Here is a 22375-nt window from a genome sequence, read left to right on the forward strand (position 1 = left end):
CACGCGGGTTTGGGTGTGCTGCGGACGATTGTGGTGATCGACGCCCCGTCCGCAGCACGGCATCCATTTATTCTGTGCCCGATATCGGTCACTTACGATCCTTTCCATCTACTTCACACGCTGGCGAGCAGTACCCGTTCGTGGCGGCGTTGGCCCCCGGCATCGCTGTAAACGATTCGCCACAGACTGCACACTCGAAGTCCTCGAACTCCGACATACGTACGCGTATCGTGCCCCGAAAAAAAGAGCGTTCCCGAGCGTGACCGCTCCGAGCGAACGGTTGATACCACTCGGCGCGAAACGGCGGGTATGTACGGTGTAGTCACGCGAAACGCCGAAGAAGTCGACTGGAGCGAGTTCGACCTCGGGTTCTACGAAGTCAAAGACGTCACCGGGCGCGCGGCGGCGCCACTCTCGAACGCGGTGAATATGGTCTCCTGTTTCGGCGACAACGCGGCGGCGGAGTCGGATCCGGACCTCGTCCCCGTCGACGCCGACGGCGAACCGGCCACGCGAGACCGCCAGTACTTCGATTGGTCGTACATCTGCCCGACAAATCAGGAGTACCGGGCGGGACTGCTCGAAATCGTCGAAGATTGCGCAGCCGAGAACGACGACGTCAGACTCGATGACGTCGGATTTCCGCGCGAGGGGTTTTGTCACTGTGATCGGTGCGAACGCCGCTTCAGCGAGAGCGATCACGGCGAGTGGCTGTCCTGGCGCGCTGACGAGATTACGACGTTCGTCGCGGCCGCGGCGGATCGGATTCCGGGCGAGGTCCACCTCACGCTGTACCCGGATCCGTACGAGAGCCACCTCTACCGCCGGGCCGGACTCGACCTCCCGGCGCTGGCCGAACACGTCGACGAGTTCGTCATCCCCCTCTACGACACGTACTACGGAACAACGTACTGGCTCGAAACGATCGCCAAGGGATTTCAGAGCCGCCTGGCGTCGCTCGATGCGTCGTTCTCGGTCGAACTGTACGCCGTCGACGTCGATCTCGACGACCTCGTCGGCGCAGCGGACGTCGCCGAGGAGTACGGCGAGAACGTCTACTTCGGCTACGACGCGTCCACCGCCGCGGCGGCGATCCGTCGGAAGGGGGCCGACAGTCGCTCCGGCGTCACCCACCGCCCCGACTGAGTCACCGGTTCAAATCGCGCCAGCGAGGAAGGCGATGGCGACGATTCCACCAACGAATACGAGGCCCGCGAAGACGAACAGTCCAGTCAGCAAGCGTCGCTGCTCCGGCGTCGGGTCTGCCATAGCAGCCTTTCGCTCGGAGAGGATAATAATCTCGCGCCCGTTTCGAGTCCACCTCGAAAGGGAACTCAGGTCCGTCCGGCGTCGCCGCCGAACCGGAGCGAGTCGAACGCGCCACCGGCCAACCCGGCGCCGTCGGGAACGGTCATCTGTCCCCGTTCGACTGTGGCCGGATCCGGAGCCAGGTCATCGCCGAGGAAGTTCCCGGTCGCCAGTCCACAGGCCCGCGGCGTTGGGAGCGCGGCCGCGACGTGCAGCGCGGCCGTCCGCGCTACGACGGCGTCGATTGTCGTCGTCACGACGGTTTCAACACCGTTCTCGGCCGCTTTCGCGGCGACGTCAATGGTGCGGCGCGGTCCCCCGAGAACCATCGGTTTGCAGATCACCACGTCGGCCACGTCTCGTTCGAGCACCGCGTCGGGGCCGACAGCCGCGAGCGACTCGTCGAGCGCGACGTCGACGCCCCGGCCACGGAGTTCGGCGTGGTCGTCCACTCGCTCGGCGGGAAGCGGTTGTTCGACGTACGAGACGTCGAGTTCCGCAGCGACCTCAAGGAACCGACGGGCCTCGTCGAGATTCCACGCTCCGTTGGCGTCGACCCGGAGTTCGACGTCGTCGCCGGCGGCCGTACGCGCCGCTCTGAGCCGATTCAAATCCGTATCGATCGGGCGGGCGCCTACCTTCACTTTCACTGCCGGGTGGCCGGCCTCGACGGCCTCGCGCGTCGTGGTTTCTGTCTCGACTACAGCGCCGTCGCCCACTGTGGCGTTGACCGCGACGGTGTCTGCCGGAGCCGTCCGGTTCCCGCCGACGGCTTCGGCCAGCGCATCAGCCAGGACCGATGCGAGTGACACGTTCTCGCTTCGGGCGGCGGCGTCGACTCGTGCGAGTTCGACTCCGTGATGTGCAGCCGGCGTCGCTGGCGTGACCGTATCTGGGGTGCCGCCCTCGAGTGCGCCCCTGCAGTCGGTCTCGGTCTCGGTCCACCCCGGGAGCGGCGTCGCCTCACCGAGTCCGACTGCGCCGTCCCCTTCGATTCTGAGGAGAAACCCGCGCCGACGGTCGATTGATCCCGCCGCGGTTTCGAGCGGCGACGACAGGTCGAGAGCGAATGATTCGATGTCCATCGGCTTAGAATGGGATCTCCGTAACGGAAAGTCCCACTGCGAACAGGACCGAGTAGGCCGCGAGCAACCGTCCCATCCGTTCGAGCGTCGGGTTCAGTACTTCACCAGACGTCTCTGCGAGCAACGTCCGGGTGATCTTGGCCGCGTACGGGAGCGTCGCAAGCGGGAGCAGGACGAGCGGGGTGAACGTCGGGCGTCGCAGGAACCACACCGGTGCCGCGTATGCGAGCGCCAACATCAGGAGAAATTGCGCGCGCGCGAAGCCGTAGCCAAATCTGACTGCCAACGTGCGCTTCCCCGTCGTGGCGTCTTCCTCCTTGTCACGGACGTTGTTGACGACCAGGATGTTTGTCGAGAGCGCGGCCACTGGTAGCGCCGCGAGGACGGCCACCACCGGAATGGTTCCCGACGGGATCCCCACGGTGAACGGCGCGGCGAGTGAAGATGCGGCCTGCACGTAGTACGTTCCGACGACCGCTACGAGGCCGAAGAAAACGAAGACGAAGACGTCGCCCAGTCCGTGGTAGCCCAGCGGGTACGGGCCGCCGGTGTACGCGATGCCGGAGGCGACAGAGAGCAGTCCGATCACGAGGATCGGAACGCCGCCGACGTAGACGAGGTATGTCCCCAGGAGAATCGAGGCGGCAAAGGTGAGATACATCGCTCGCTTGACCGACTCGGGATCGATGAGCCCCCCCGCAGTGACGCGGGTGAACCCCTCGCGATCTTCAGTGTCTGCCCCCTGGACCGCGTCGTAGTAGTCGTTCGCGAAGTTGGTGCCGATCTGGATCAAGCCGGCCCCCACGAGCGCCGCCAGCGCGGGGAGCGCGGCGAAGACGCCGTCGTGGACGGCCAGTCCCGTCCCGACGACAACTGGCGACGCCGCAGCGGGCAGGGTCTGGGGGCGAGCCGCGATCACCCACGCCTCGCGCCGACTGAGGTCCTGCGTACTCATTAAGAGTCCCTCCGGGCGGGGACGGCGTGAAACTTCTCATTCACCTTTTTTACCCTCCGGCGGTGGCCCTGTCCGCCGCTTCCAACCCCAAGGAATGCCAGGTGAGACGGTGCCGACGGTCCGGTACCCTCTCGACAGAACCGGTTGCCCGGTGACCACGGAGGCAGTGGCAATTTCGATGCCTCGGTCCCGGTATCGATGTCGGCTTCACCGGTGCGAGTCACGGGAGAGTCCGGGTGGCCGAGTCGGACTCCAATCGTATAGTGCGTCGAACACCCGCAACGCGAATAGCTACTACTCACCCGGCGCAGTTTCTGAGATCTGCTGGACGAACTGATTCACCGGGAAATCCTCGTCGTAATCGAAGGAAGCGAACACCGCCTCGTGGCGTGTAGACGGAATAATGAATATGATAATATCGGTGAAATACAGCGTCTGCACTCGGCACGCCTGTTCTCCAATGAGTGATTTGAAGTCATCGCTCGCGACGAGATGGCGCATAATCATCTTATACGCCTCCTCGAAGTCAACGTCTGTGTAGCGGTCTCTGATGTCCTCTCGGACAAATCTGATCCCGAAATCCACGCTCCGTATGCCAGCGACCACACGAGGCGTGGCCTCCTCGAACTGCTGATAGAGATACGAGCGCATACCCCCGCCTTCTCGTGAGTGACGAGTGTTCCGACACGCCGTCGGAACCGAGGAGCGAACAGGCGGGGGTCAAGCGGACACTCCGTGGGAGAAAACCACCGGACTGTGGCCGGACTGGACGACCAACCGAACATTTTTGCTGTGGCCCGACGTGTCTAAAACCGCTATGGAAGCGGTGAGACGCCGGCCCTCAACAGACAAGGGGCGGTGACGAACGCGGTCTGTTCGTCACACGGCAATGACACGGATTCCGATGGGGCCTGCGTGACCGGGCCACAGCCCTATAGCGAGGGAGAAAACGAGAGTTTCGCCGGTATGCTGCCGGTTCCCTCTGAGTGCGGGTTGGAACCGAAATGCCGTGGTTCGGCACGGCAGTCATCCGGTGGGCGGATGCCACGGCCTTCAGGCCGTGAAAGAGGTCACACTGTCGGCAGTTTTTGACATACTACTATATCATCGGCGCTACTCAAAACCTGATCAGCCTCGAATAACTGCAGAAAAGACTGAGCAGGACGAATTCGAGGGGACCTCACGACGAGCGCCGCCGGGTTGACACGGCTCGATGCTCGGAACGTGTCCGAACCGGGGTGATTGGTGCACTGTCTCTCTCGTTGTTACTGAGCGAAATTAGTAGTGCCAGGGGAACTGCGAGAAGTTCGGATCCCGCTTCTCCAAGAACGCATCGCGGCCCTCCTGGGCCTCGTCGGTCATATACGCCAGTCGCGTCGCCTCCCCCGCGAACACCTGCTGTCCGACCATCCCGTCGTCGGTCATATTGAACGCGTACTTGAGCATCCGTATCGCCGTCGGCGATTTGTCGGTGATCTCGTCGGCCCACTCGAGGGCGACGTCCTCCAACTCCTCGTGGGGGATCGACTCGTTGGCCATCCCCATCTCGACGGCCTCCTCGGCCGAGTAGGTCTTCCCCCGGAAGAACACCTCTCGGGCCTTCTTCTGTCCGATCTGCTTCGCGAGGTACGCCGAGCCGAAGCCGCCGTCGAAGGAGGCGACGTCGGGGTCCGTCTGGAGGAACTTCGCGTGCTCGTCGCTGGCAAGCGTGAGGTCGCAGACGACGTGCAGCGAGTGACCGCCGCCGACGGCCCAACCGGGAACGACCGCGATGACGGGCTTCGGCATAAACCTGATGAGGCGCTGTACCTCTAAGATGTGAAGTCGCCCCGCTTTCGCTTCCCGCACGAGCGGGTCGTCGGCCGCGTCGGCATCGTCGTCGTCACGGTACTCGTAGCCCGACTCGCCACGAACGGACTGATCCCCACCGGCACAGAAGGCCCACCCGCCGTCATTCTCAGAAGGCCCGTTCCCCGTCAGGAGGACGCAGCCGACGTCGGCTTTCTTCCGCGCGTCGTCGAGGGCGGCGTACAGTTCGTCGACCGTCCCTGGACGGAAGGCGTTGCGTTTCTCCGGCCGGTCGAAGGCGATCCGGACCGCCGGGACGTCCCTCGCCCGGTGGTACGTGATGTCGTCGAAGGCGTCCGCGCCGTCGACCTGCTCCCAGCGCGTCGCCGTGAAGATCTCAGAGACCATACCTGAACGCCGGACGGAACTCGCAAAAAGATTCGTTTGGTTGAGCCTCAGCCCGCCGGTCACCGGCTACGTCGTCACGTCGAGAACTCGCTCGACGGATCGCTCGCGGAGGTCTTCGCGGACCCGGTGGCTGGCTTCCGCGTCGGTCGTCACTTCGATCACGTGTGAGCCGTCCTCCTCGGTCGCCGTCGCGTAGGCGTCGCGGAACGCCTCTCGCTCTCCGCCGTCGATACGGGCGAACGAGAGGTCATAAAGCCCATCTGTGGGCTCGAAGTCGAGCCCGTGCGGCGTCACGAACTGGGAAGTGAACGGCGGGTCGTACTGCTCAATCGGGAGCATATGGAAGATGCCGCCGCCGTCGTTATTGACGAGGACGATCGTCGCTTCCACGTCACAGCGGCCGAGTGCCAGCAGCCCGTTCATATCGTGGTAGTACGCCAGATCGCCCGTGACGAGCGTCAGATCGTCGGTCGTCGCCGAACCGGCACCGAGCGCGGTCGAGACGATGCCGTCGATGCCGGATGCGCCGCGGTTGCCGAGCGCGGTCAGCGACGTCGTCGCTGGGGTCCCGAACCGGTCCAGGTCGCGGACGGGCATCGAGTTCGAGACGAACAGCGTCGTCGGGTCCGGCGCGAGATCGACCACGTCTCCGAGGATCTGTCCCTCGTAGAACGTGTCACTGGCGTCGTTGACGACCTCCCAGTGGGCGGCGTCGGCGTTGGTCCACCGCTCGCGCCAGTCTCCGCGACCAGGAGTGGCGAGAAGGCGCGAGAGTCGGCCCAGTAGCCGCGAGGGGTCGGCGACGAGCAGGTCTGTCGCGGTGAACTCGGCTTCCCGCCACTCGGCGGCGGGATCGACGACGTACTGTGAGGTGTCCGTCGACGCGAGAAACTTCCGGAGCGGTTTCGACGTCGGCGACGCCCCGATTCGGAGGACGACGTCCGGATCCGGCCACGCTTCCCGTACGCGCTCGCCGAGGAAGGCGTCGTAGCCACCGACGACAGGTGTCGTACGGACCAACCCACCGTATCGAACGCCCGAGAGCGGGTCCGCGAGAATCGGGAAGCCGCTGGCGTGTGCGAATGCCGCAACGGCCTCGGAATCGACGCCCGGGGCGTCGGTGGGACCGACGACGAGCAGTCCCCGCGGTTCGGACAGTTTCCCGGCGAGATTCCGGAGGGCGTCGTCGTCCAGTTCCGGCCGGCCGGATTCGACGTTCACGAACGCCCCCGCTCGACCCTCGACGGCGCGCTCCGGAAGATTGGGCGGCAGGTCACCCTCCACTGGCACTGGCTCAAGCGGTTTCCGGAACGGGAAGTTGAGGTGGACTGGACCTGCAGGCGTGCCACGGGCCGTTGCGAGACCCCGTGCGGCGGTCGTCCGGAGCGATCGGAGTTTGCGCGGTGTCGCCTCGGGCTCTGCGACGTCCCGGTACATCCGAACGGCGTCGCCGTAGAGTTTCTCCTGGTCGATCGTCTGATTCGCTCCGGAATCGCGGAGTTCTGGCGGCCGGTCCGCCGTCAGGAGGAGCATCGGAACGCGCGACTGCGACGCTTCGATGACCGCCGGATGATAGTTGGCTGCGGCCGTTCCGGAGGTGCAGACCAGCGGCGTCACGTCTCCGGTTCGGCGGGCCCGCCCCAGCGCGAAGTACGCCGCGGCGCGCTCGTCGAGGTGTGAGAACATATGGATGTCGTCGTGACGGTCGAACGCGACTGTCAGTGGCGTGGACCGACTCCCGGGCGAGAGGCAGACGGTATCGACGCCACCGGCGGCGAGTTCGTCGACGAACGCCCGCGCCCACAGCGCGTTCCGGTTCGGGTCGGTATCCCGATGCTCCGGGCTCCAGTCGGCGTCGCCGTCGTGATCCGGACCGCTCACTCCCCTTCTACCTCCAACTCGTCGAGGATCGGCCGGTACTTCAACTGTACCTCGTCCCACTCCCGGTCGGGATCGGAATCGGCGACGATGCCAACGCCTGCGAACAGCGTCGTGGTGTCCTCGCGGGTGACTGCCGAGCGGAGCGCGACGGCGAACGTCCCGTAGCCGGCAGCGTCGATCCAGCCCACCGGTGCGGCGTACCAGCCTCTGTCGAAGGGTTCGATCTCTCTAATCGTTTCGAGCGCCGTCTCCGGCGGGAGGCCCCCGACCGCCGGGGTCGGGTGCAGCGCCTCTGCCAGCGACAGCACGTGTTCGTCGCTGTCGAGTGTCGCCGTGATCGGGGTCCAGAGGTGCTGGACGGTGGCGAGTCGTTTGACACGGCGCGGTCCCGCCGAGACGGAGGCTGAAAACGGTGCGAGTTGTTCTTTGACCGTTTCCGCCACCAGATCGTGTTCGTGCGCGTTCTTCTCGTCTTGGGCGAGTTCCTGCGCCAACCACTCGTCCTCGGCAGGCGTCTCCCCGCGTCCTGTCGTCCCGGCCAACGCATCGGTCTCGACCGTCCGTCCGCGGACGGAGACAAGGCGTTCGGGAGTCGCACCGAAAAACGAGGTTTGCGGCCCGTCTTCGGCGGATTCGGGTTCGACCAGGAAGCGATAGCACTCCGGATACCGCTCACCGAGTCGGGAGAGCACGTCGGCGACCGAGAGGCCACCAGCGAGGTCCACTTCGAGCGCTTGCGCCAGCACGACCTTCCGGAGGTCCCCCGAACGGATCCGGTCCACCGCGGTTTCGACGCCGACGCGCCAATCCCCCAGCGCCGTCGTCCGGCGGCGATCGCCGACGCCCGGTGGCCCGCTGACGGGCCCCGGATCCGGGAGCGAGGCCAGCCGATCGCGTTCGGTTTCGAGTCGCGCTTCGACGTCCTCGACGCGCACATCCGGGCCGACTGCGTTGACCGTGAGCCACGCGCCGTCGTCTGCTCGTCCGTCGCGAACGGCCGGTCCCTCAGACTCCTCGGGGCCGGTCCAGGTCACCTGGACGCGCGGGAAGACGAACCGTGCCCCCGGAAAGTCCGCCCAGGGAGTCCCGTCGGCGCTGTCGGCGTGGAACTCGAACCCACCGAACAGCCGTGGCCGAGCGGCCTCGGTCCCCGCGTGGACGTCGCCGGAGGCGAAAAGCGACTGCGCTGCCTCCCGGATCTCGTCGAACCGCTCGGGCCCGTCGGCAGTCAACGTCGCTGCTGCACCGTTGCCGACGATGGTCGCCTCGTCGGGTGCACTCCAGACCGTCCGCGGCGCGTCGGCGGCGTCGAGAACCGCTCGAAACGACGGCGCCGAAATTGGGACCGATCGGCTGACGAGGTGGTAATCAGCCGCGTTGGTCCGCAACGATTCCATTGCCGAGTCTGCGTACGCCATACTCTTTTATTTGACTATTACCGTTACCCGTCCACCGGGTGCCAGTTTTTGATTCCATTCCTCGACGCTGATTCGTCCTCAACCGTAGCGTTCCTCATTCCAGGGGTTGGCAGAATCGGAGTACCCACGCTGTTCCCAGTATCCCGGTTCCGGTTCGATCAGGAACTCGACACCAGTGACCCACTTGGCTCCCTTGTAGGCGTACTTGTGCGGGGTTACGACCCGAAGCGGTCCGCCGTGTGGTTCCGCGAGGTCCTCGCCCCCGCGTCCGTACGCAAACAGTACTTCCTGACGCTGGCAGTCTTCGAGTGGAAGATCGGTGGTGTAGCCGTCGAGCGCGTGAAATAGCACGTGTACGGCGTTCCCGCGGACGCCGGCCCGCGCTGCGATCTCCGGGAAGGGAACGCCGGTGAACTTACACCCCAGTGCGCTCCAACCGGTTACGCAGTGGAAGTCCTGGCGCTGAGTCGTCGCCGGGAGGTCACGGAACTCCTCGTAGGAAAACGTCAACTCGTTCTCGACAGCCCCCCAGACCTCGAAGGACCACGACTCGGGATCCCACGACGGCGTGCCGCTTTTTGAGAGCACCGGGAACTCGTCGAACTCGCGTTGCCCCGGTGGGAGACGGTCGTCGCCGTACTCACGATACAGTTCGGTCGCGTCTTCGGCCATACCCCGAGTTGGAGTCGGGTCCGTATACACCGTTCGGCCGAGGCCGGCCCGGGTCGGTCGAGCGAGTCGAACCGGACGTCGAACGCCCCTGTTTTAGCTTATGGCATATTATGATAATAGCAGAAAAAGAGAGCTACGCAAATCAAAAAATTTTATTTTCCGAACCCTGAAAATACGCCGCAGAATTTAAATAACCCGGATCCAAAACCCCTCGTGTTCAGATGCCCAAGGTGAATATCAACGTCCCCGAACACCTCGAGATGCAGATCGCTCAACTCGTCGACCAGGGGGAGTTCGTCAATCGGGAGGAAGCCATAGAAGAACTGCTCTCCACGGGGATTCGGGCGTTCAAAACGAGCGGCCCAATGGACGAGGATGATCGCTTCGAAGACGACGGGATGATGGGTCACGAGGACGAGTACGTCTTCTGAAACGCCGGCCCCCGTCCGGTGAGGACTGCGTTGTCTCTCTCCGGTCTCACGACGCAGATGGACCGCCGTCTTTTTATATACGCGTGATAAGACCCACCAATAATCCTTAACACGGCCTCACACGTATCCACGTCTATGCACAAAGACGAACTCTTGGAACTGCACGAGCAGATGGTCATCATCAAGGATAACTTCGCCGCGCGGGAGAACGTCGACGGCAGCATTTTCGACAAGTACGAGAACCTCGACGTGGATCCCTCGCACGTCCACAAATCAAAGAGCGAGCACAAACACGCGGTGTTCGTCCTCGGCAACGCGCTGGCGACGGCGATGAGCGAGGACGAGTTCTCGAACGCCGGCCGCGTCGGCAAGCGGATGGAAGAACTCGCCAAGGACGCAGAGAGCAAGATCTGATTCGCTGCCGTCTCTCCCTGCCGATACTCGTCGCACGGACCCTATTCTCGACCGACGACTCGACGCGGTCCGGAGTCGCTCATCCGCGTTGATCCGGGCTTCAGGTGACGCCGTAGTTTCTTAACCGTCCGACGATTCCCCCCTCACGATGGACGTCCTTCCGATCGATCTCCTCTTCCGCCTCGCCGTCGTCGTCGCCTTCGCCGTCTCGCTGGGGGGTGTCCTCCTGCTTGGCCGCGGGAGAGCGCTCGGGGCAACACTCCGTCAACGATTCGTGCTCGGTGTCCCCTGGGGGACGGTCGTCTCGGCCGGACTCGTCCTCGCGGTCTATCTGTTCTTCCAGGGCGGCTACACGAACTGGTACTCGCCGGTGACGATTCCGTTTCGGGCGTGGTCGTATTTTTACCCGCTCGGGATCCTGACCGCCGCGTTCTCACACAACGGGCCCGGTCACCTCATCGGGAATCTCGTGGGGACGGTGACGCTCGCGCCGCTGGCGGAGTACGCCTGGTGCCACTTCCCCCGGAAACGCGGGTCTCACTCGTTCTCGTCGCTCCGGACGAACCCGCTCATCCGCGCGTTCCTCATCTTTCCTCTGGTCGTCTTCCTCGTGGGTCTACTCACCTCAGTGTTCGCGCTCGGTCCGATTATCGGGTTTTCGGGCGTCGTCTTCGCGTTTGCGGGCGCGGCGCTCGTCGCCTACCCGCTGGGGACTATCATCGCGCTCGCGGCCGGCGGCCTCCTGCGACTCGTCTACAACGCGCTCCGGTCGCCGGTCCTGACCGCCAGCGGCCGCCCGGGCTACATCTCTCCGTGGTGGGCCGATATCGCGATCCAGGGACACGCGCTGGGACTGCTGATCGGCGTCCTCATCGGTGTGGTCATCGTCCGCGCCGGCCCACGGGCAGACCGTCCAAGTGCGCGCCGACTCTGGCTCGGGACGTTGCTCTTCGGGGCCGAGCAGTCGCTGTGGGCGGTCTACTGGTATCGCGGCGGTGAGACGTACGTCCTCTACCGTGCCCTCGGAGTCGTCTTGATCGCACTCCTGGCGCTCGTGGTCGCTGCAGTCGTCGTCGGTCGCGACGACCCCCTGTTCTCGTGGGACCTTCGCCTCGACAGCGGCGTCATCGAGCGGTGGCACATCGCGGCCGGGATACTGTTACTCGTGACGGCCGCGCTCGCGGGACCCGCAGTGCCGGCGAATCTCTTCACCGCCGACACGGGTGATCTCCCCGGCGAGGAACAGACCGTCCGGGATTACGAGGTGACATACGCGGAGAACGTCCAGAACGGGCTCGTATCGGTCGTGGAGATTGAGGCGTTCGGTGAGACCACCGCTGTCAACACGTCGGGGGTGATCGTTCGCAGCGAAGACCGGGGGATCTGGACGACGGCGGTGACGAAAGGGCGGTTAGCGTTCGCCGGGCAGGCCCCGGTGCGACTCGGCGGTATCGGCTGGCGCCAGACGGTGTACGCACAGCGCGACGGGTGGAACGTACTCGGCAACGGGACGGCCTACCGGGTTGCACTCGGCGATGCCGACTCCGCAGAGATCGTCTACACCTCGAAGCCGGTTCGCGCGGGGCCGCAACTTGCGGGGCGGAATGTGACAGTAGTGCCCGAGACTGACCAGTACTACATCCGGGTCGAGCACCGGAATCAGACGCTGAGCGCGAGGCTCCCTGCAAAGAACGAATCGGTGACTGTTGGGGGACTGACGTTCCGACGCGATCGCTCCAAGGTCTACGTCTCCTACGGGCGAACGCGCCTGCAACTCCTCACGAAGGAAACCTATCGCTAGTCGGCGGCGACGGTCACTCGCTACCGGCCCACTCGATCCGGTAGACCTCGGTTTCGATCGCTTTGGACTCCGCTTCGTGGAAGTCGAACTGCCGATCCACGTCGAGCGTCGCGCGGAAGGCGTGCGTGACCGTTCCCCCCTCGTCGGCGGCGAATGATTCGATGAACGACTCTGAACCGGCGTTGTGGACCGAATAGGAGACGTCCGAGAGTTCCGCGGCCGACTTCAAGAACGCCCGATCGGCGTGTTCGTTTCCGTTCTGTGCGCCGAAAGGCGAGTTCATCAGGACCGTCGTCGGCTTCTCGGTCCGGAGCGGCGCGCGGGTCGCGTCCCCGAGAACCCAGTCGATTGCTGTCGTGGTACCGACCCGTTTGCGGTTCGCCATCGCCGTCTGCAATGCCGAGCGGTCGATGTCGATGCCCACCACTTGCGACGGCCCGCGGAGTGCGGCCCCGAGCGCCAGCATCCCCGTTCCGGTCCCGAGGTCGACCACTGTCCGGTTCTCGATGTCACCGTTCAGATCCGCGACGTGGACGACGTGCGCGGCCAGTTCCGGCGGCGTGGGGTACTGTTCGAGGTCGGGGCGCGGTTCCTCGAATCCCGCGACGACGGCCAGTTGCGTCTCCAGCGCTGATTTCGTCGCCATCACCGCCACCTCCCGCGCGACGCGGCACGTGCCCTGTGTGTCAGCGGCGTGACGATCGGTTCCATCGACGAGAGGTATCCCCCGATAATACAAAAAGCCTTCTCGAAAACGCTCGGTAATTCGGTGCCCCCGTCCAGTCAGTACGAGCGCCTGACGACGACCGCGCCGCTGGCGTTCCGAACGATGACCTCGTCGCCGCCGTTGTTCCAGATGGCACTCCCCGCGTTCCAGTAAAGTGTCGTCTCGGTATTTGTCCCGCTCCCGGTACGGAGCGTAAGTTCGGCCCCGGAGTCGAGGACGGTGCCGTCCGGAATCGTGTACGTGTGACCTGCGACGTCAGAAACGGTCCAACCCGATACGTCGAGCGGGACGTCGCCGGCGTTGCGGACCACTACGTACTCGTCGTGCAAGTTTTCGTTGTCGTTGCCTGAGGCGTCGGCGTGGACTGTCGCCACGCGGAACAGCCCGGTGCCGCCGTCGGCGATTGGGGTCGCCGTCTGGGAGGAGGCTTCGGTCTCCGTATCCGTTCCTGCGCCCGGATCGGCACAGGACCACAGTCCGCGGTGGGCCGCTCTCGCGTCGGACGCGGTCGCTTCGTAGCGTTCACGTTCGGTAAACGTGCTGTCGTAGACACGGGCGTGGCCCATCCGAAGCAACGCGCGATTGAACGACGTTCCGTTGACGATCACGTATCCGAGGAGGCGGCCGTAGTATCCGCGGCGGTCCGCCCGCTCGTCGAATCTGAGCGTCACTGTTTCGCCCGCCAACCGCTCTTTCGCGTATGTCGAGGCGGCTTCTCCCGCCTGTCGGAGACACTGCCGCCCGACGTCCGTATCGGGTACACCCTCGAACTCGTCGGGCGTGTTCTCGACGTGTACTTCGGGCGTATCGACCCCGAGGAGTCGGACGCTGTCGCGGCTTCCGTTGGCGTACGCAATCTTGATCGTGTCGCCGTCGACAACCTCGGTGACGGTCACACTGACGCCGCCCTCCTCCGGCAGCGACGACTCCGCCGTCGAGTCGGCCGTGGGACTGACCGTGGCAGTGTCATCCGACGCCGGTATCCCGGTCAGACATCCCGATAGGACGACGAGCGCGAGAAGCGCTGTGAGGCCGCGCATCGGTGCAGTGTGCGATGGCGACGCGTATACAGTTTTGGTCGCCGGGGCCCACGTATCTGAGACCTGTCACAAAGGTTTAAATACGACCTCCACCACAAACCTTATAATGGAACGTTCGCGTCGCCAGCGCCAGCGTGAGCAGGAATCCGAGGAGACGGAAACCGAACGGCTCGTCTGCCCGGAGTGCGAATCGTCGAACATCGTCACCGACGCCGACCAGGGCGAGTTGGTGTGTGACGACTGCGGGTTGGTGCTGGACGAACAACAGATCGACCGCGGCCCCGAGTGGCGGGCGTTCAACCACTCCGAGCGACAGTCGAAGTCTCGCGTCGGTGCCCCGATCACGGAGACGATGCACGACCGCGGGTTGACGACGACAATCGACTGGAAGGATAAAGACGCCTACGGACGCTCGCTCTCCTCGGAGAAGCGATCACAGATGCATCGACTGCGAAAGTGGCAGGAGCGAATCCGCACAAAGGACGCGGGCGAACGCAACCTGCAGTTCGCCCTCTCGGAGATCGATCGAATGGCCTCCGCCCTCGGCGTTCCGCGATCGGTACGAGAGGTCGCATCCGTGATCTACCGGCGCGCACTCAACGAGGACCTCATCCGTGGCCGCTCTATCGAGGGCGTCGCCACGTCCGCGCTGTATGCCGCCTGCCGTCAGGAAGGAATCCCCCGTTCGCTCGACGAGGTGGCGGAGGTCTCTCGCGTTCCACAGAAAGAGATCGGCCGGACGTACCGTTACATCTCCCAGGAACTCGGACTGGAACTGAGACCCGTCGATCCGAAACAGTTCGTTCCGCGGTTCGCCTCGTCGCTCGGACTGAGCGAGGAGGTCCAATCGAAGGCCACCGAGATCATCGACGTCTCCGCGGAACAGGGACTGCTCTCGGGGAAGTCGCCGACGGGTTTCGCGGCGGCAGCGATCTACGCCGCTTCGCTGCTCTGCAACGAGAAGAAGACCCAGCGCGAGGTCGCCGACGTCGCACAGGTGACTGAGGTCACCATCCGGAACCGCTATCAAGAGCAGATCGAAGCGATGGGCTTCCGCTAGCGCCGATCGGTCAGACTGCTTTCTCCCTCGGTTGCCTCGTCGTCTCCACGCCGACGAACTCGAACCGCTATCGCTCTCGACGGCGCCCCCGAAGCTGGAAAGTAGTGTCCGGAGACGGTTCTATCGATCGAGTCGTGGGCGCTCCGATGTGCTGTTTGCACGCTGTGCGACCGTTCGATCGACGAACACGACGATCTCGCGGTTCCACAGACCCACTCGAGGCGTCGTGGCCTCGTACTCGCTGCCGAGCGTCTCGGAGAGCGGAGAGCGGGACGCGGGGTCAGTGATGACGACCGGCGGCGGTCGCGCTTCGCGATACCGCGCCGCGAAGACCGAGGCGTTCACCGCGCTCGTCGTCTCACCGCCGGCCGATTCGACGTACCACGGCAACGGCAGCCGTTTCCCGAACGCGTCGCCGACCGGGGGCGATCTGAGCGCCTGCTCGTCAGGAACGCTGAACTCGGGCCCGACGTAGGCGACCGTCGGGGTCGAGGCGTCGGCGGCGGCAACTTCGACGGCCGACTCGACGTACTCGAGGTCGGCGGTCGGCTGTGCGTACTGGGCGAACTGATTCGACCGATCCGAGGGGCCGTACACGCCGCTCGCGGCCGCCGCGCCCGTCTGTGCTCCGACGGTGAGAACAACGAGGGCGACTGCAGCCACAGTCCCGGCGTCGATCGCGGAGTGTTCCGACTGTGAGGCGGCGGCGACGCCCCGCCTGATCAGCGCGGCGAATCCGACGCTCGCCGGAAGCGACAGCGGGACGACCACGTGAACGAGCACCCAGGGCGCGGAAACCTCCGTTATCGTGGGGAACACTCCAACCCCGAGGATGCCCCAGTAGCCGACACCCTCGACGAGCGGACGCCGGCTCCGCGCGTGCCGCGTCAGGAGCGTCACGATCACACCCACGATGAAAACCGGGAGCGCGACCGCACTCACCAACCCGATCGCGTCGCGGACGTACGGCAGAATAGCGTGGGCCCCCTCCGGTGATCGATGCACGATCCGGACCCCGACGAACCGCCAGAGTGCGCCGACGGTTCCCTCGTAGAGGACAACTGGAAGGTCTCCAGGATCGTACAGGCCGGCTCCGACGCCGGGCCCCTCACGGGGCGCAAAGAGGAACACCGTCGTGCCGACTGCGAGCAAGGAAGCGCGTGCGGCGGGAATTACGCCCCCAGTCAGCCGCTGTCGGAGCGTTCTGAGGGTCGCCCACACGGCACCACTGTTCCCGGTTGCGACAGGGCGCTGTTCGACGACCAGCAGCCAGGCTCCGAGCCAACAGAGCAGATACCCCGCGACAAATCCCGAGGCCGACGCGGCCAGTGGGAGCGTGATCGCCGCAGCGTAGGCGTCGCGGCGGCTCTCGCGATCCCAGGCCCGGAGCGCGAATCCGAGGGACGCGAGTCCGAACACCGCGAGCGGAACGTCGCCCCGGAGGAACCGAGAGTAGTAGAGCACCAGCGGCTGGACCCCGAGCACGAGCGCGAAGAGCATCGTTTCGCTGTCCCGAAGCCGGTCGCGAAAGAGGAGCGCCGAAAGCGGGAGCATCCCGCTCAGAAGCGCGATCGGGAACCGTGCCGCGAACTCGGACGGTCCGAGCGCGGTAATCGAGGCCTGCGCTAGTAGATGCACCAGCGGCCCGCCAGCGACGGGTCGGTACTGGTAGGCACCGGCGTCGAGTGACCGGAGGGCCCAGTAGCCGACGCGTGCCTCCTCCCAGTGAAACGGACGGGTCCCGAGCGCGACGAGTCTGAGCGCGAGGCCGACGAGGGCGATTCCGACGACCACCACGGCGACGCGATCGTGACGGAGCGCGATTCCCAGCACCGACACGTCTGTCGGTCTGGCGTCGGCCGAGGCCGGGGGCTCGGACGGCTCCTCACGTGGCATAGCGCTCCTTCGCTGGCGACACGATAGAAGCTTTGTGATCGGTGACGGTCACGGGGATGCCGGGGACAACCGGTCCCGTCACCGAATGAGCAGATTCGCAACGCACAAACGCCGGCCGCTCCCATCAATGGTATGTCTATCGTCGAATCGCTGCCCCCGCGTCCGCTCAGTCCCGAAGAACTGCTCCAACTCAACGCCGCGGAGGTGCTCGAGTTGGCCGTCCCCATCGAAGACGAGGGCCTCGTCTCCGGCGTGCTCGTGGCCACCGACGTGTGGGTCAAAGGACTCGCGCTCGACGCGGAAGAGCCGTCGTGGACTGTCTTGGAGACAGTTGCTCTGGACGACGAGACCGAACGGGTCGACGGGCTGCAGGCCTGTGAAGCGGTGATTCTCCGCGCCCGAGGCGAGGATCCAGAGACGATCTCACCCGCGGACGCTCCTGGGAGTTACGAACCGGCAGTTCCGGCAGGCGAAGACGACCCTGAAGCCTGAGGTCGACCGTGGGGATATTCTAAAACCCTTGCCGTCGTAGTGAGCGGTGAGATGTACGACCGGATCCTCGTGCCAACCGACGGAAGTGACGCCAGCCAGGGAGCGATCGACCACGCGATCGAACTGGCGGAACAGTACGACTCCACCGTATACGCCCTCTACGTCGTCGACACGGCAGCGTACTCGTCGCTGGAGATGGGATCGGAGATCGTCACAGAGGCCTTACAGGATGAGGGCAACGCGGCGGTCGAAGCGGTCGTCGAGGCGGGCGAGGTCGCCGGCGTCGAGGTAGAAACTGACATCAAGAACGGCGTCGCTCACCAGTCGATTCTGGGTCACGCCGAGGAGCACGACGTAGATCTGATCGTGATGGGCACGCACGGCCGGACCGGCGTCGGTCGAGTGCTCCTCGGAAGCGTCGCAGAGAAAGTCGTCCGAACCTCGAACGTCCCGGTGTTGACTGTCCAGTCAGACGCGAGCGAAGCGAAGTGATGAGACGCCCATCGTCTCTCGACCACACACGCTGGGACGAACCCGGACCGCTTCGCAAAGAGTTTTGCCGTGGTTTCCCGAACGACGCGGTATGACCAAGTACACCGTGGAGTTCGTCGGGACCAGCGAAACCCTCGAGATCTCCGATACGCAGACGATTCTCAAAGCCTGCCTCGAAGCCGGCATCGCGCAGGAGTACTCCTGTCGCGTCGGGATGTGTCTGGCCTGTACGGCGGAGATCATCGAGGGCGAGGTGACACAGCCAGCCGCCCGGGGCTTCACTGACGAAGAGCGGGAGAACTACGCGCTGACGTGTATGGCCCGTCCACAGAGCGATCTCAAAATCGAACGCGGCGTCTACCCACCCAGCATCGGCGAGGACCCATCGGACGCTCCCGCCGCAGCCGACGACTGAGCCACGTTGAGGCCTCCTGTCCCACAACAGATCTGTGCCCTTCGCGGTCCGTCGGCGCGATGAGTTTTCGCCGGTGCTCTCTCAGTTATTCGACCCGCCGTCCGTTTCAGCGAGTGGCCCGCGCGAGTTGCGTGCGTCGGGGGTATCTAGATTGCGGTTACTACTCCGGGGAGACGAACCGCTCCCGGGACCTTCGTCGCCGGCCACGAGGCGATCCACCGTCGCCTGAATCGACTCCATCCGATCGGTCTGTTCGCGACTCGCGTCGGCGACGTCGTCGACCCGGTGTGCGACGTCCTCTGCCTGCTCGCGGGCGGTTTCGACCATCGACGTTACTTCCTCGGCACTGACGGCCTGTTCGTCGGTCGCGACCGCCACCTCGGCGATCCCCTCGGTGGTCCGTTCGACCGCCTCGACGATCTCGTCGAGACTGTCCATCGCCTCCTCGCCGCGGTCGATCCCCTCGTGCAGCGTCTCGGTCGTCTCCGACAGACTCTCGATTGTATCGGCCGCGTTCTTCTGGACGCCCCCGACGGTCTCTTCGACCTCGCTGGCGCGCTGCCGCGATTCCGCGGCCAGTTGCTTCACCTCGTCGGCAACGACGGCGAATCCCTCGCCGGCCTCGCCCGCGCGTGCGGCCTCGATGGAGGCGTTGAGTGCGAGCAGATTCGTCTGCTCTGCGATGTCGTCGATCGCCTCGATCACCTCGTCGACCTCGTTGATCTGTTCGTGCAGTTGCTCGAGGTCGGCCGACGCCTCGACGGCCGCCTTGGCGACGTCCTCCATCACCTCGATGGCCTCGTCGGCCGCCTGTTCTCCCGTTCGGGCCCGCTCAGCCGCTTCGTCGCTCGTCGCCTCGACGTCCTCGGCCGTTGCAGCGATCTCCTCGACGGTCGCGCTCATCTGAGAGATCTCGGCGCTGACATCTTCCATATCGGCAGCCTGGTCGTCCGCAATCTCGCGGATCGTGGCCGAGTTGTCGGCGACCATCTCGGAGGCCTCGGAGACGTCGTCGATCGGGTCTCTGAGGTCCTTTTCGACCTCTTTGGCCAACTGTTCGCGGTGCTCGGCCTGCTCGCGAGCGGCCTCGCTGTAGGCGTGAACGTACGTATCCATCGCGACCTGCTGGTCGAGTGCGAGCACTTTCAGTAGCGACGAGGCCTGTTCGACGACCGCATCGACGGCGGCGTCGACGTCGTTCGAGCGGTCGAGTGTCGGCTGCTCTTCGGGGGCTCTCGAACCGCCGACTAATCCCGAGAAGACGCCGCCAGTGCCTGACAGTTCTTCCTCGGGTGATTCGAGCGACTCGGCCGGCTCTTGCTCTTCGAATTCGGCTTTCACTGACTCACCGATCGCCCCAAGCAGTCCCTCGTAGTAGATGCTGTACGCGCCGAGATAGAACTTGGGCCCCAGGTCGAGCATATCGTGGATCTTGCCGATCCTGGCGCGCCTGGCGAAGTACTCAGCGCCGTACTCGCCGTCGGTAAGCGAGCGCAGGTAACTCTGCTGGTCAGCCTTCAGTTGGTCCATCCGCTTGCTGGATCGCCCGAAGATCTCGTTTGCGGCGGCGTTACTCGTCAGATGCTCGTAGAACTCGTCGACGATCTCCGGGGCGACCTCGTCGAACGTCGAATCCAGCGCCCGCATTCGTTCTTTGTCGGTCTCGTCGAGTCGAACGAACGATTTCCGCCACTCCATCTCCTGACGGTCGATCCCCAGGTCGTCCAGAAGCGACTTCCCATCGACCATCCGACGCGTTTCGTCAGTAACCGTTGCGCTGTGACCTGTCATACTGGGGAGATACGTCAGGGCCATAAGAATTTTACCTGCTGAATATCAGGCCTGATATCCATCACGAAGGCCGCTGAGAAGGGTGATTCCTCAGCAGTAAGGGTGGCGCTCCCGTGTCGGCCTCGACGCAGTTTCATCTGGTTTCTTGCCGGTCTCCGCCCATCGACTCCTCCGGAGCGCGGCGGTCGTTCCAAACGGCTCTAAAGCCTCCAGAGAGAGAGAAACCGTATGGACGCCGAGACACTCAGAACGCGGCTTGAAGCCGATGAGTCCACGGCGCTGGCCCGACTCGGATCGCAGCAGTTCCTTCGCGCGCTGGCCGGCGGCGACCCACGGCCGGAACCGCTACTCAACGCCGCGGCAGAGAGCGAACACGCCGCCCGCGAGACGTTCACCCAGTGGGTTGACGACGAATCCAATTCCGAGGCCCGGGCCGTCTTCGAGTCGGTCGTCGAGCAGGAGGACGACCACCGCGAGCGCGTCAGCGACGAACTCGACGAATGGGACCCCGACGACGGCGGTCCGGGACCGATGCACGCGTACCTCCGCGCTCGGGAATCGACGTTCCAGCGGATCGCCGGCGGGTTGGTCGGCCGCCCGCTCGTCACGCTTCAGACCCACGCCAGATTGATCGACTTCTTTGATGTGCGGCAGGGACCAGTTGCGGCACGCCGCGCCAACCTCTTCGAGGACCTCCGCGGGGAGACTGCCGCGGTTCTCGACGAGGGACTCGCGCTCCTCGAAGAGCAATGTGCCTCTGATGCGGACTGGGAGCGTGCGAGAATGGTTGCGGGATACGTGATCCGGGTCGCTGGCGACGACGCGGCCGACGCGTTCAGCGCGCAGGGAATCGACCCGGCGTCGATCGATGAGTGAGGTCTGAGAACGCAGAAGCGACACACCGTTCGACTCGCTTACCCTCTGTAGCCGAGGTCTTGCAGCTTCTCAGCGACTGTCACGTCGTCTCCGGGTGGGTTCGTCGGCTCGCGGTCTCCGCTTCTCTGTGTTCGCCGACAGACCGCTCAGTCGAACAGTTCCTCGCCGTCGACCATCCGCGACCCGACGGTGTCCATATCCAACGTCACGCCGAGACCCGGCCGGTCGGGGACCTCGATGGAACCATCTTCGATGACGGTCTCCTCGACGAGTTCGTCCCACCAGCCCAGTTCGTATGAGTGATACTCGATGGCCAGTGCGTTCGGGATCGCCGCACCGACGTGTGCCGCGGCCATCGTCGCAACCGGCGAGGCGACGTTGTGCATTGCCACGGGAACGTAGTACTGATTCGCGACGTCGGCGATCTTCCGTGTCTCGCGCATTCCGCCCACCTTCGGAAGATCTGGGGCGACGATGTCGACAGCGCCGTTCTCAATCAGGCGGCGCTCCTCGGTGACTCGGTATCTATTCTCGCCGACGGCAATCGGCGTCGTCGTGGATTTCGTGACCGCTTCTTGGACTTCAAGATTCTCCGGCGGGACGGGGTCTTCGAGCCACCAGACGTCGTAGTCCTCGATGGCGGCCGCGAGCCGTTTCGCGGACCCACCCGAGAACGTCCAGTGGCAGTCGAACGCAACGTCTGCACGGTCTTTCACGCGCTCTGTGACCTGTTCGACGATCTCGGCTTTGTGGCGGATCTCGCCCGGTCGCAGGTGACGGTTCGCGCGGTCTTTCTCCAGACCGGAGGGCACGTCGAGATCGAATTTCAGGGCGTCGTACCCCAACTCCTCGACCACCCGCTCGGCCTCGTCGGCGCAGGCCTCAGGGTCGGCTTCCGCCTCGGTGTGGCAGTCGCAGTAGACCCGCATCTCGTCGCGGTACTTGCCGCCGAGGAGTTGGTACGCCGGGATTTCGAGGATCTTCCCCGTCAGGTCGTGCAGGGCGACCTCGATCCCCGAAATCGCGGTGACGGTCACGCCCTCGATCGAGCCCTCGCCGGACATCTTCTGGATCAAGTGTTCGTAGAGCCGATCGATGTCGAGGGGGTTCTCCCCAACGACCATCGGTTTCATTCGCTCGATGAGTTCGGGGACGCCCGCGCCCCAGTAGGCCTCACCGGTCCCGACGATGCCGGCGTCGGTGTACACCCGGACCAGCGTCCACGGGAAGTTACCGTCCACCATCGTGGTCTGGACGTCGGTGATCTCCACGTCGCGGCCGCCGCCCCGCTTGGCTGTCGCCCCCATCGTCTCCGCGGAGAGTTCCCGCATCGTGTACTCCGCGTTCGGGTCGTGCAAGTCGGCGTAGTCGATTCCCATACGAAGTAATTTACTCGATATGAGGTAAAACTTGGGAGACGGTCAC

The 22375-nt window shown here is 64.7% G+C and carries 21 protein-coding genes; 9 read left to right on the forward strand and 12 right to left on the reverse strand.

Annotation, left to right across the window (positions count from 1 at the left end; genetic code table 11):
* Nucleotides 1-309 precede the first annotated feature (309 nt).
* Entirely contained in the window at nt 310-1146 is an 837-nt protein-coding gene (locus ABEI27_RS01870; protein WP_375797718.1) for a hypothetical protein, read from the forward strand.
* A 188-nt stretch (nt 1147-1334) separates the two neighbouring features.
* On the opposite strand, the gene ABEI27_RS01875 is transcribed toward ABEI27_RS01870, so the two are convergent.
* The 7 genes from ABEI27_RS01875 to ABEI27_RS01905 all read right to left on the reverse strand — a co-directional run bounded on the left by ABEI27_RS01875 (nt 1335) and on the right by ABEI27_RS01905 (nt 9515).
* A complete protein-coding gene (locus ABEI27_RS01875) occupies nt 1335-2393 on the reverse strand; it encodes a mandelate racemase/muconate lactonizing enzyme family protein (protein ID WP_375797719.1) in 1059 nt (352 codons plus the stop codon).
* A 4-nt stretch (nt 2394-2397) separates the two neighbouring features.
* Nucleotides 2398-3348 (reverse strand): 1,4-dihydroxy-2-naphthoate polyprenyltransferase, encoded by a 951-nt coding sequence (locus ABEI27_RS01880; protein WP_375797720.1) that lies wholly within the window; start codon nt 3346-3348, stop codon nt 2398-2400.
* 294 nt (nt 3349-3642) lie between these two features.
* On the reverse strand, nt 3643-3999 hold the full coding sequence (locus tag ABEI27_RS01885; protein ID WP_375797721.1) for a hypothetical protein: 357 nt from the start codon (nt 3997-3999) through the stop codon (nt 3643-3645).
* Between the two features lie 627 nt (nt 4000-4626).
* Nucleotides 4627-5544 carry a 1,4-dihydroxy-2-naphthoyl-CoA synthase gene (locus tag ABEI27_RS01890; protein WP_375797722.1) on the reverse strand — a complete coding sequence of 306 codons (918 nt, stop codon included), beginning with the start codon at nt 5542-5544 and terminating at the stop codon, nt 4627-4629.
* A 66-nt stretch (nt 5545-5610) separates the two neighbouring features.
* Nucleotides 5611-7425, reverse strand: a complete 1815-nt coding sequence (menD, locus tag ABEI27_RS01895; RefSeq protein WP_375797723.1) for a 2-succinyl-5-enolpyruvyl-6-hydroxy-3-cyclohexene-1-carboxylic-acid synthase — start codon at nt 7423-7425, stop codon at nt 5611-5613.
* Nucleotides 7422-8822: an isochorismate synthase MenF gene (locus tag ABEI27_RS01900; protein ID WP_375797741.1), complete on the reverse strand. Its 1401-nt coding sequence runs from the start codon at nt 8820-8822 to the stop codon at nt 7422-7424. Before ABEI27_RS01900 ends, menD begins: the two co-directional genes overlap by 4 nt.
* 99 nt (nt 8823-8921) lie before the next feature.
* Nucleotides 8922-9515: a molybdopterin-dependent oxidoreductase gene (locus tag ABEI27_RS01905; protein WP_375797724.1), complete on the reverse strand. Its 594-nt coding sequence runs from the start codon at nt 9513-9515 to the stop codon at nt 8922-8924.
* 221 nt (nt 9516-9736) lie between these two features.
* Here ABEI27_RS01905 and ABEI27_RS01910 point away from each other — a divergent pair, with 221 nt between their 5' ends.
* The 3 genes from ABEI27_RS01910 (at nt 9737) to ABEI27_RS01920 (ending at nt 12161) form a co-directional block, all read left to right on the forward strand.
* Nucleotides 9737-9946 (forward strand): ribbon-helix-helix domain-containing protein, encoded by a 210-nt coding sequence (locus ABEI27_RS01910; RefSeq protein WP_089767237.1) that lies wholly within the window; start codon nt 9737-9739, stop codon nt 9944-9946.
* 135 nt (nt 9947-10081) lie between these two features.
* A complete protein-coding gene (locus tag ABEI27_RS01915) occupies nt 10082-10360 on the forward strand; it encodes a UPF0058 family protein (RefSeq protein WP_375797725.1) in 279 nt (92 codons plus the stop codon).
* Between the two features lie 148 nt (nt 10361-10508).
* A complete protein-coding gene (locus ABEI27_RS01920; RefSeq protein ID WP_375797726.1) occupies nt 10509-12161 on the forward strand; it encodes a rhomboid family intramembrane serine protease in 1653 nt (550 codons plus the stop codon).
* Nucleotides 12162-12174: 13 nt separating this feature from the next.
* Here ABEI27_RS01920 and ABEI27_RS01925 read toward each other — a convergent pair whose 3' ends face one another.
* Nucleotides 12175-12807, reverse strand: a complete 633-nt coding sequence (locus ABEI27_RS01925) for an METTL5 family protein (protein WP_375797727.1) — start codon at nt 12805-12807, stop codon at nt 12175-12177.
* Between the two features lie 137 nt (nt 12808-12944).
* The gene (locus ABEI27_RS01930; RefSeq protein WP_375797728.1) at nt 12945-13928 is read right to left on the reverse strand and encodes a lamin tail domain-containing protein; all 984 of its coding nucleotides are present in this window, start codon (nt 13926-13928) and stop codon (nt 12945-12947) included.
* 106 nt (nt 13929-14034) lie between these two features.
* Here ABEI27_RS01930 and ABEI27_RS01935 point away from each other — a divergent pair, with 106 nt between their 5' ends.
* Nucleotides 14035-14988 carry a transcription initiation factor IIB family protein gene (locus ABEI27_RS01935; RefSeq protein WP_375797729.1) on the forward strand — a complete coding sequence of 318 codons (954 nt, stop codon included), beginning with the start codon at nt 14035-14037 and terminating at the stop codon, nt 14986-14988.
* 120 nt (nt 14989-15108) lie between these two features.
* Here ABEI27_RS01935 and ABEI27_RS01940 read toward each other — a convergent pair whose 3' ends face one another.
* Complete coding sequence (locus ABEI27_RS01940) at nt 15109-16884, reverse strand: flippase activity-associated protein Agl23 (protein WP_375797730.1); 1776 nt, start codon at nt 16882-16884, stop codon at nt 15109-15111.
* 132 nt (nt 16885-17016) lie between these two features.
* Here ABEI27_RS01940 and ABEI27_RS01945 point away from each other — a divergent pair, with 132 nt between their 5' ends.
* From ABEI27_RS01945 to ABEI27_RS01955, 3 genes are all read left to right on the forward strand, one after another.
* Nucleotides 17017-17376 carry a hypothetical protein gene (locus ABEI27_RS01945; RefSeq protein WP_375797731.1) on the forward strand — a complete coding sequence of 120 codons (360 nt, stop codon included), beginning with the start codon at nt 17017-17019 and terminating at the stop codon, nt 17374-17376.
* Nucleotides 17377-17427: 51 nt separating this feature from the next.
* A complete protein-coding gene (locus ABEI27_RS01950) occupies nt 17428-17868 on the forward strand; it encodes a universal stress protein (protein WP_375797732.1) in 441 nt (146 codons plus the stop codon).
* A 91-nt stretch (nt 17869-17959) separates the two neighbouring features.
* Nucleotides 17960-18283, forward strand: a complete 324-nt coding sequence (locus tag ABEI27_RS01955) for a 2Fe-2S iron-sulfur cluster-binding protein (protein ID WP_375797733.1) — start codon at nt 17960-17962, stop codon at nt 18281-18283.
* Between the two features lie 81 nt (nt 18284-18364).
* Here the strand turns inward: ABEI27_RS01955 and ABEI27_RS01960 are convergent, their stop codons facing one another.
* A complete protein-coding gene (locus ABEI27_RS01960) occupies nt 18365-20074 on the reverse strand; it encodes a globin-coupled sensor protein (RefSeq protein ID WP_375797734.1) in 1710 nt (569 codons plus the stop codon).
* Between the two features lie 228 nt (nt 20075-20302).
* On the opposite strand from ABEI27_RS01960, the gene ABEI27_RS01965 reads away from it, so the two are divergent.
* On the forward strand, nt 20303-20950 hold the full coding sequence (locus ABEI27_RS01965) for a rubrerythrin family protein (protein WP_375797735.1): 648 nt from the start codon (nt 20303-20305) through the stop codon (nt 20948-20950).
* Between the two features lie 146 nt (nt 20951-21096).
* Here the strand turns inward: ABEI27_RS01965 and ABEI27_RS01970 are convergent, their stop codons facing one another.
* The gene (locus ABEI27_RS01970; protein ID WP_375797736.1) at nt 21097-22329 is read right to left on the reverse strand and encodes a mandelate racemase/muconate lactonizing enzyme family protein; all 1233 of its coding nucleotides are present in this window, start codon (nt 22327-22329) and stop codon (nt 21097-21099) included.
* Between the last annotated feature and the right edge of the window lie 46 nt (nt 22330-22375).

Source organism: Halobellus sp. (assembly GCF_042218505.1).
In the GTDB taxonomy this organism is placed as follows: domain Archaea; phylum Halobacteriota; class Halobacteria; order Halobacteriales; family Haloferacaceae; genus Haloquadratum.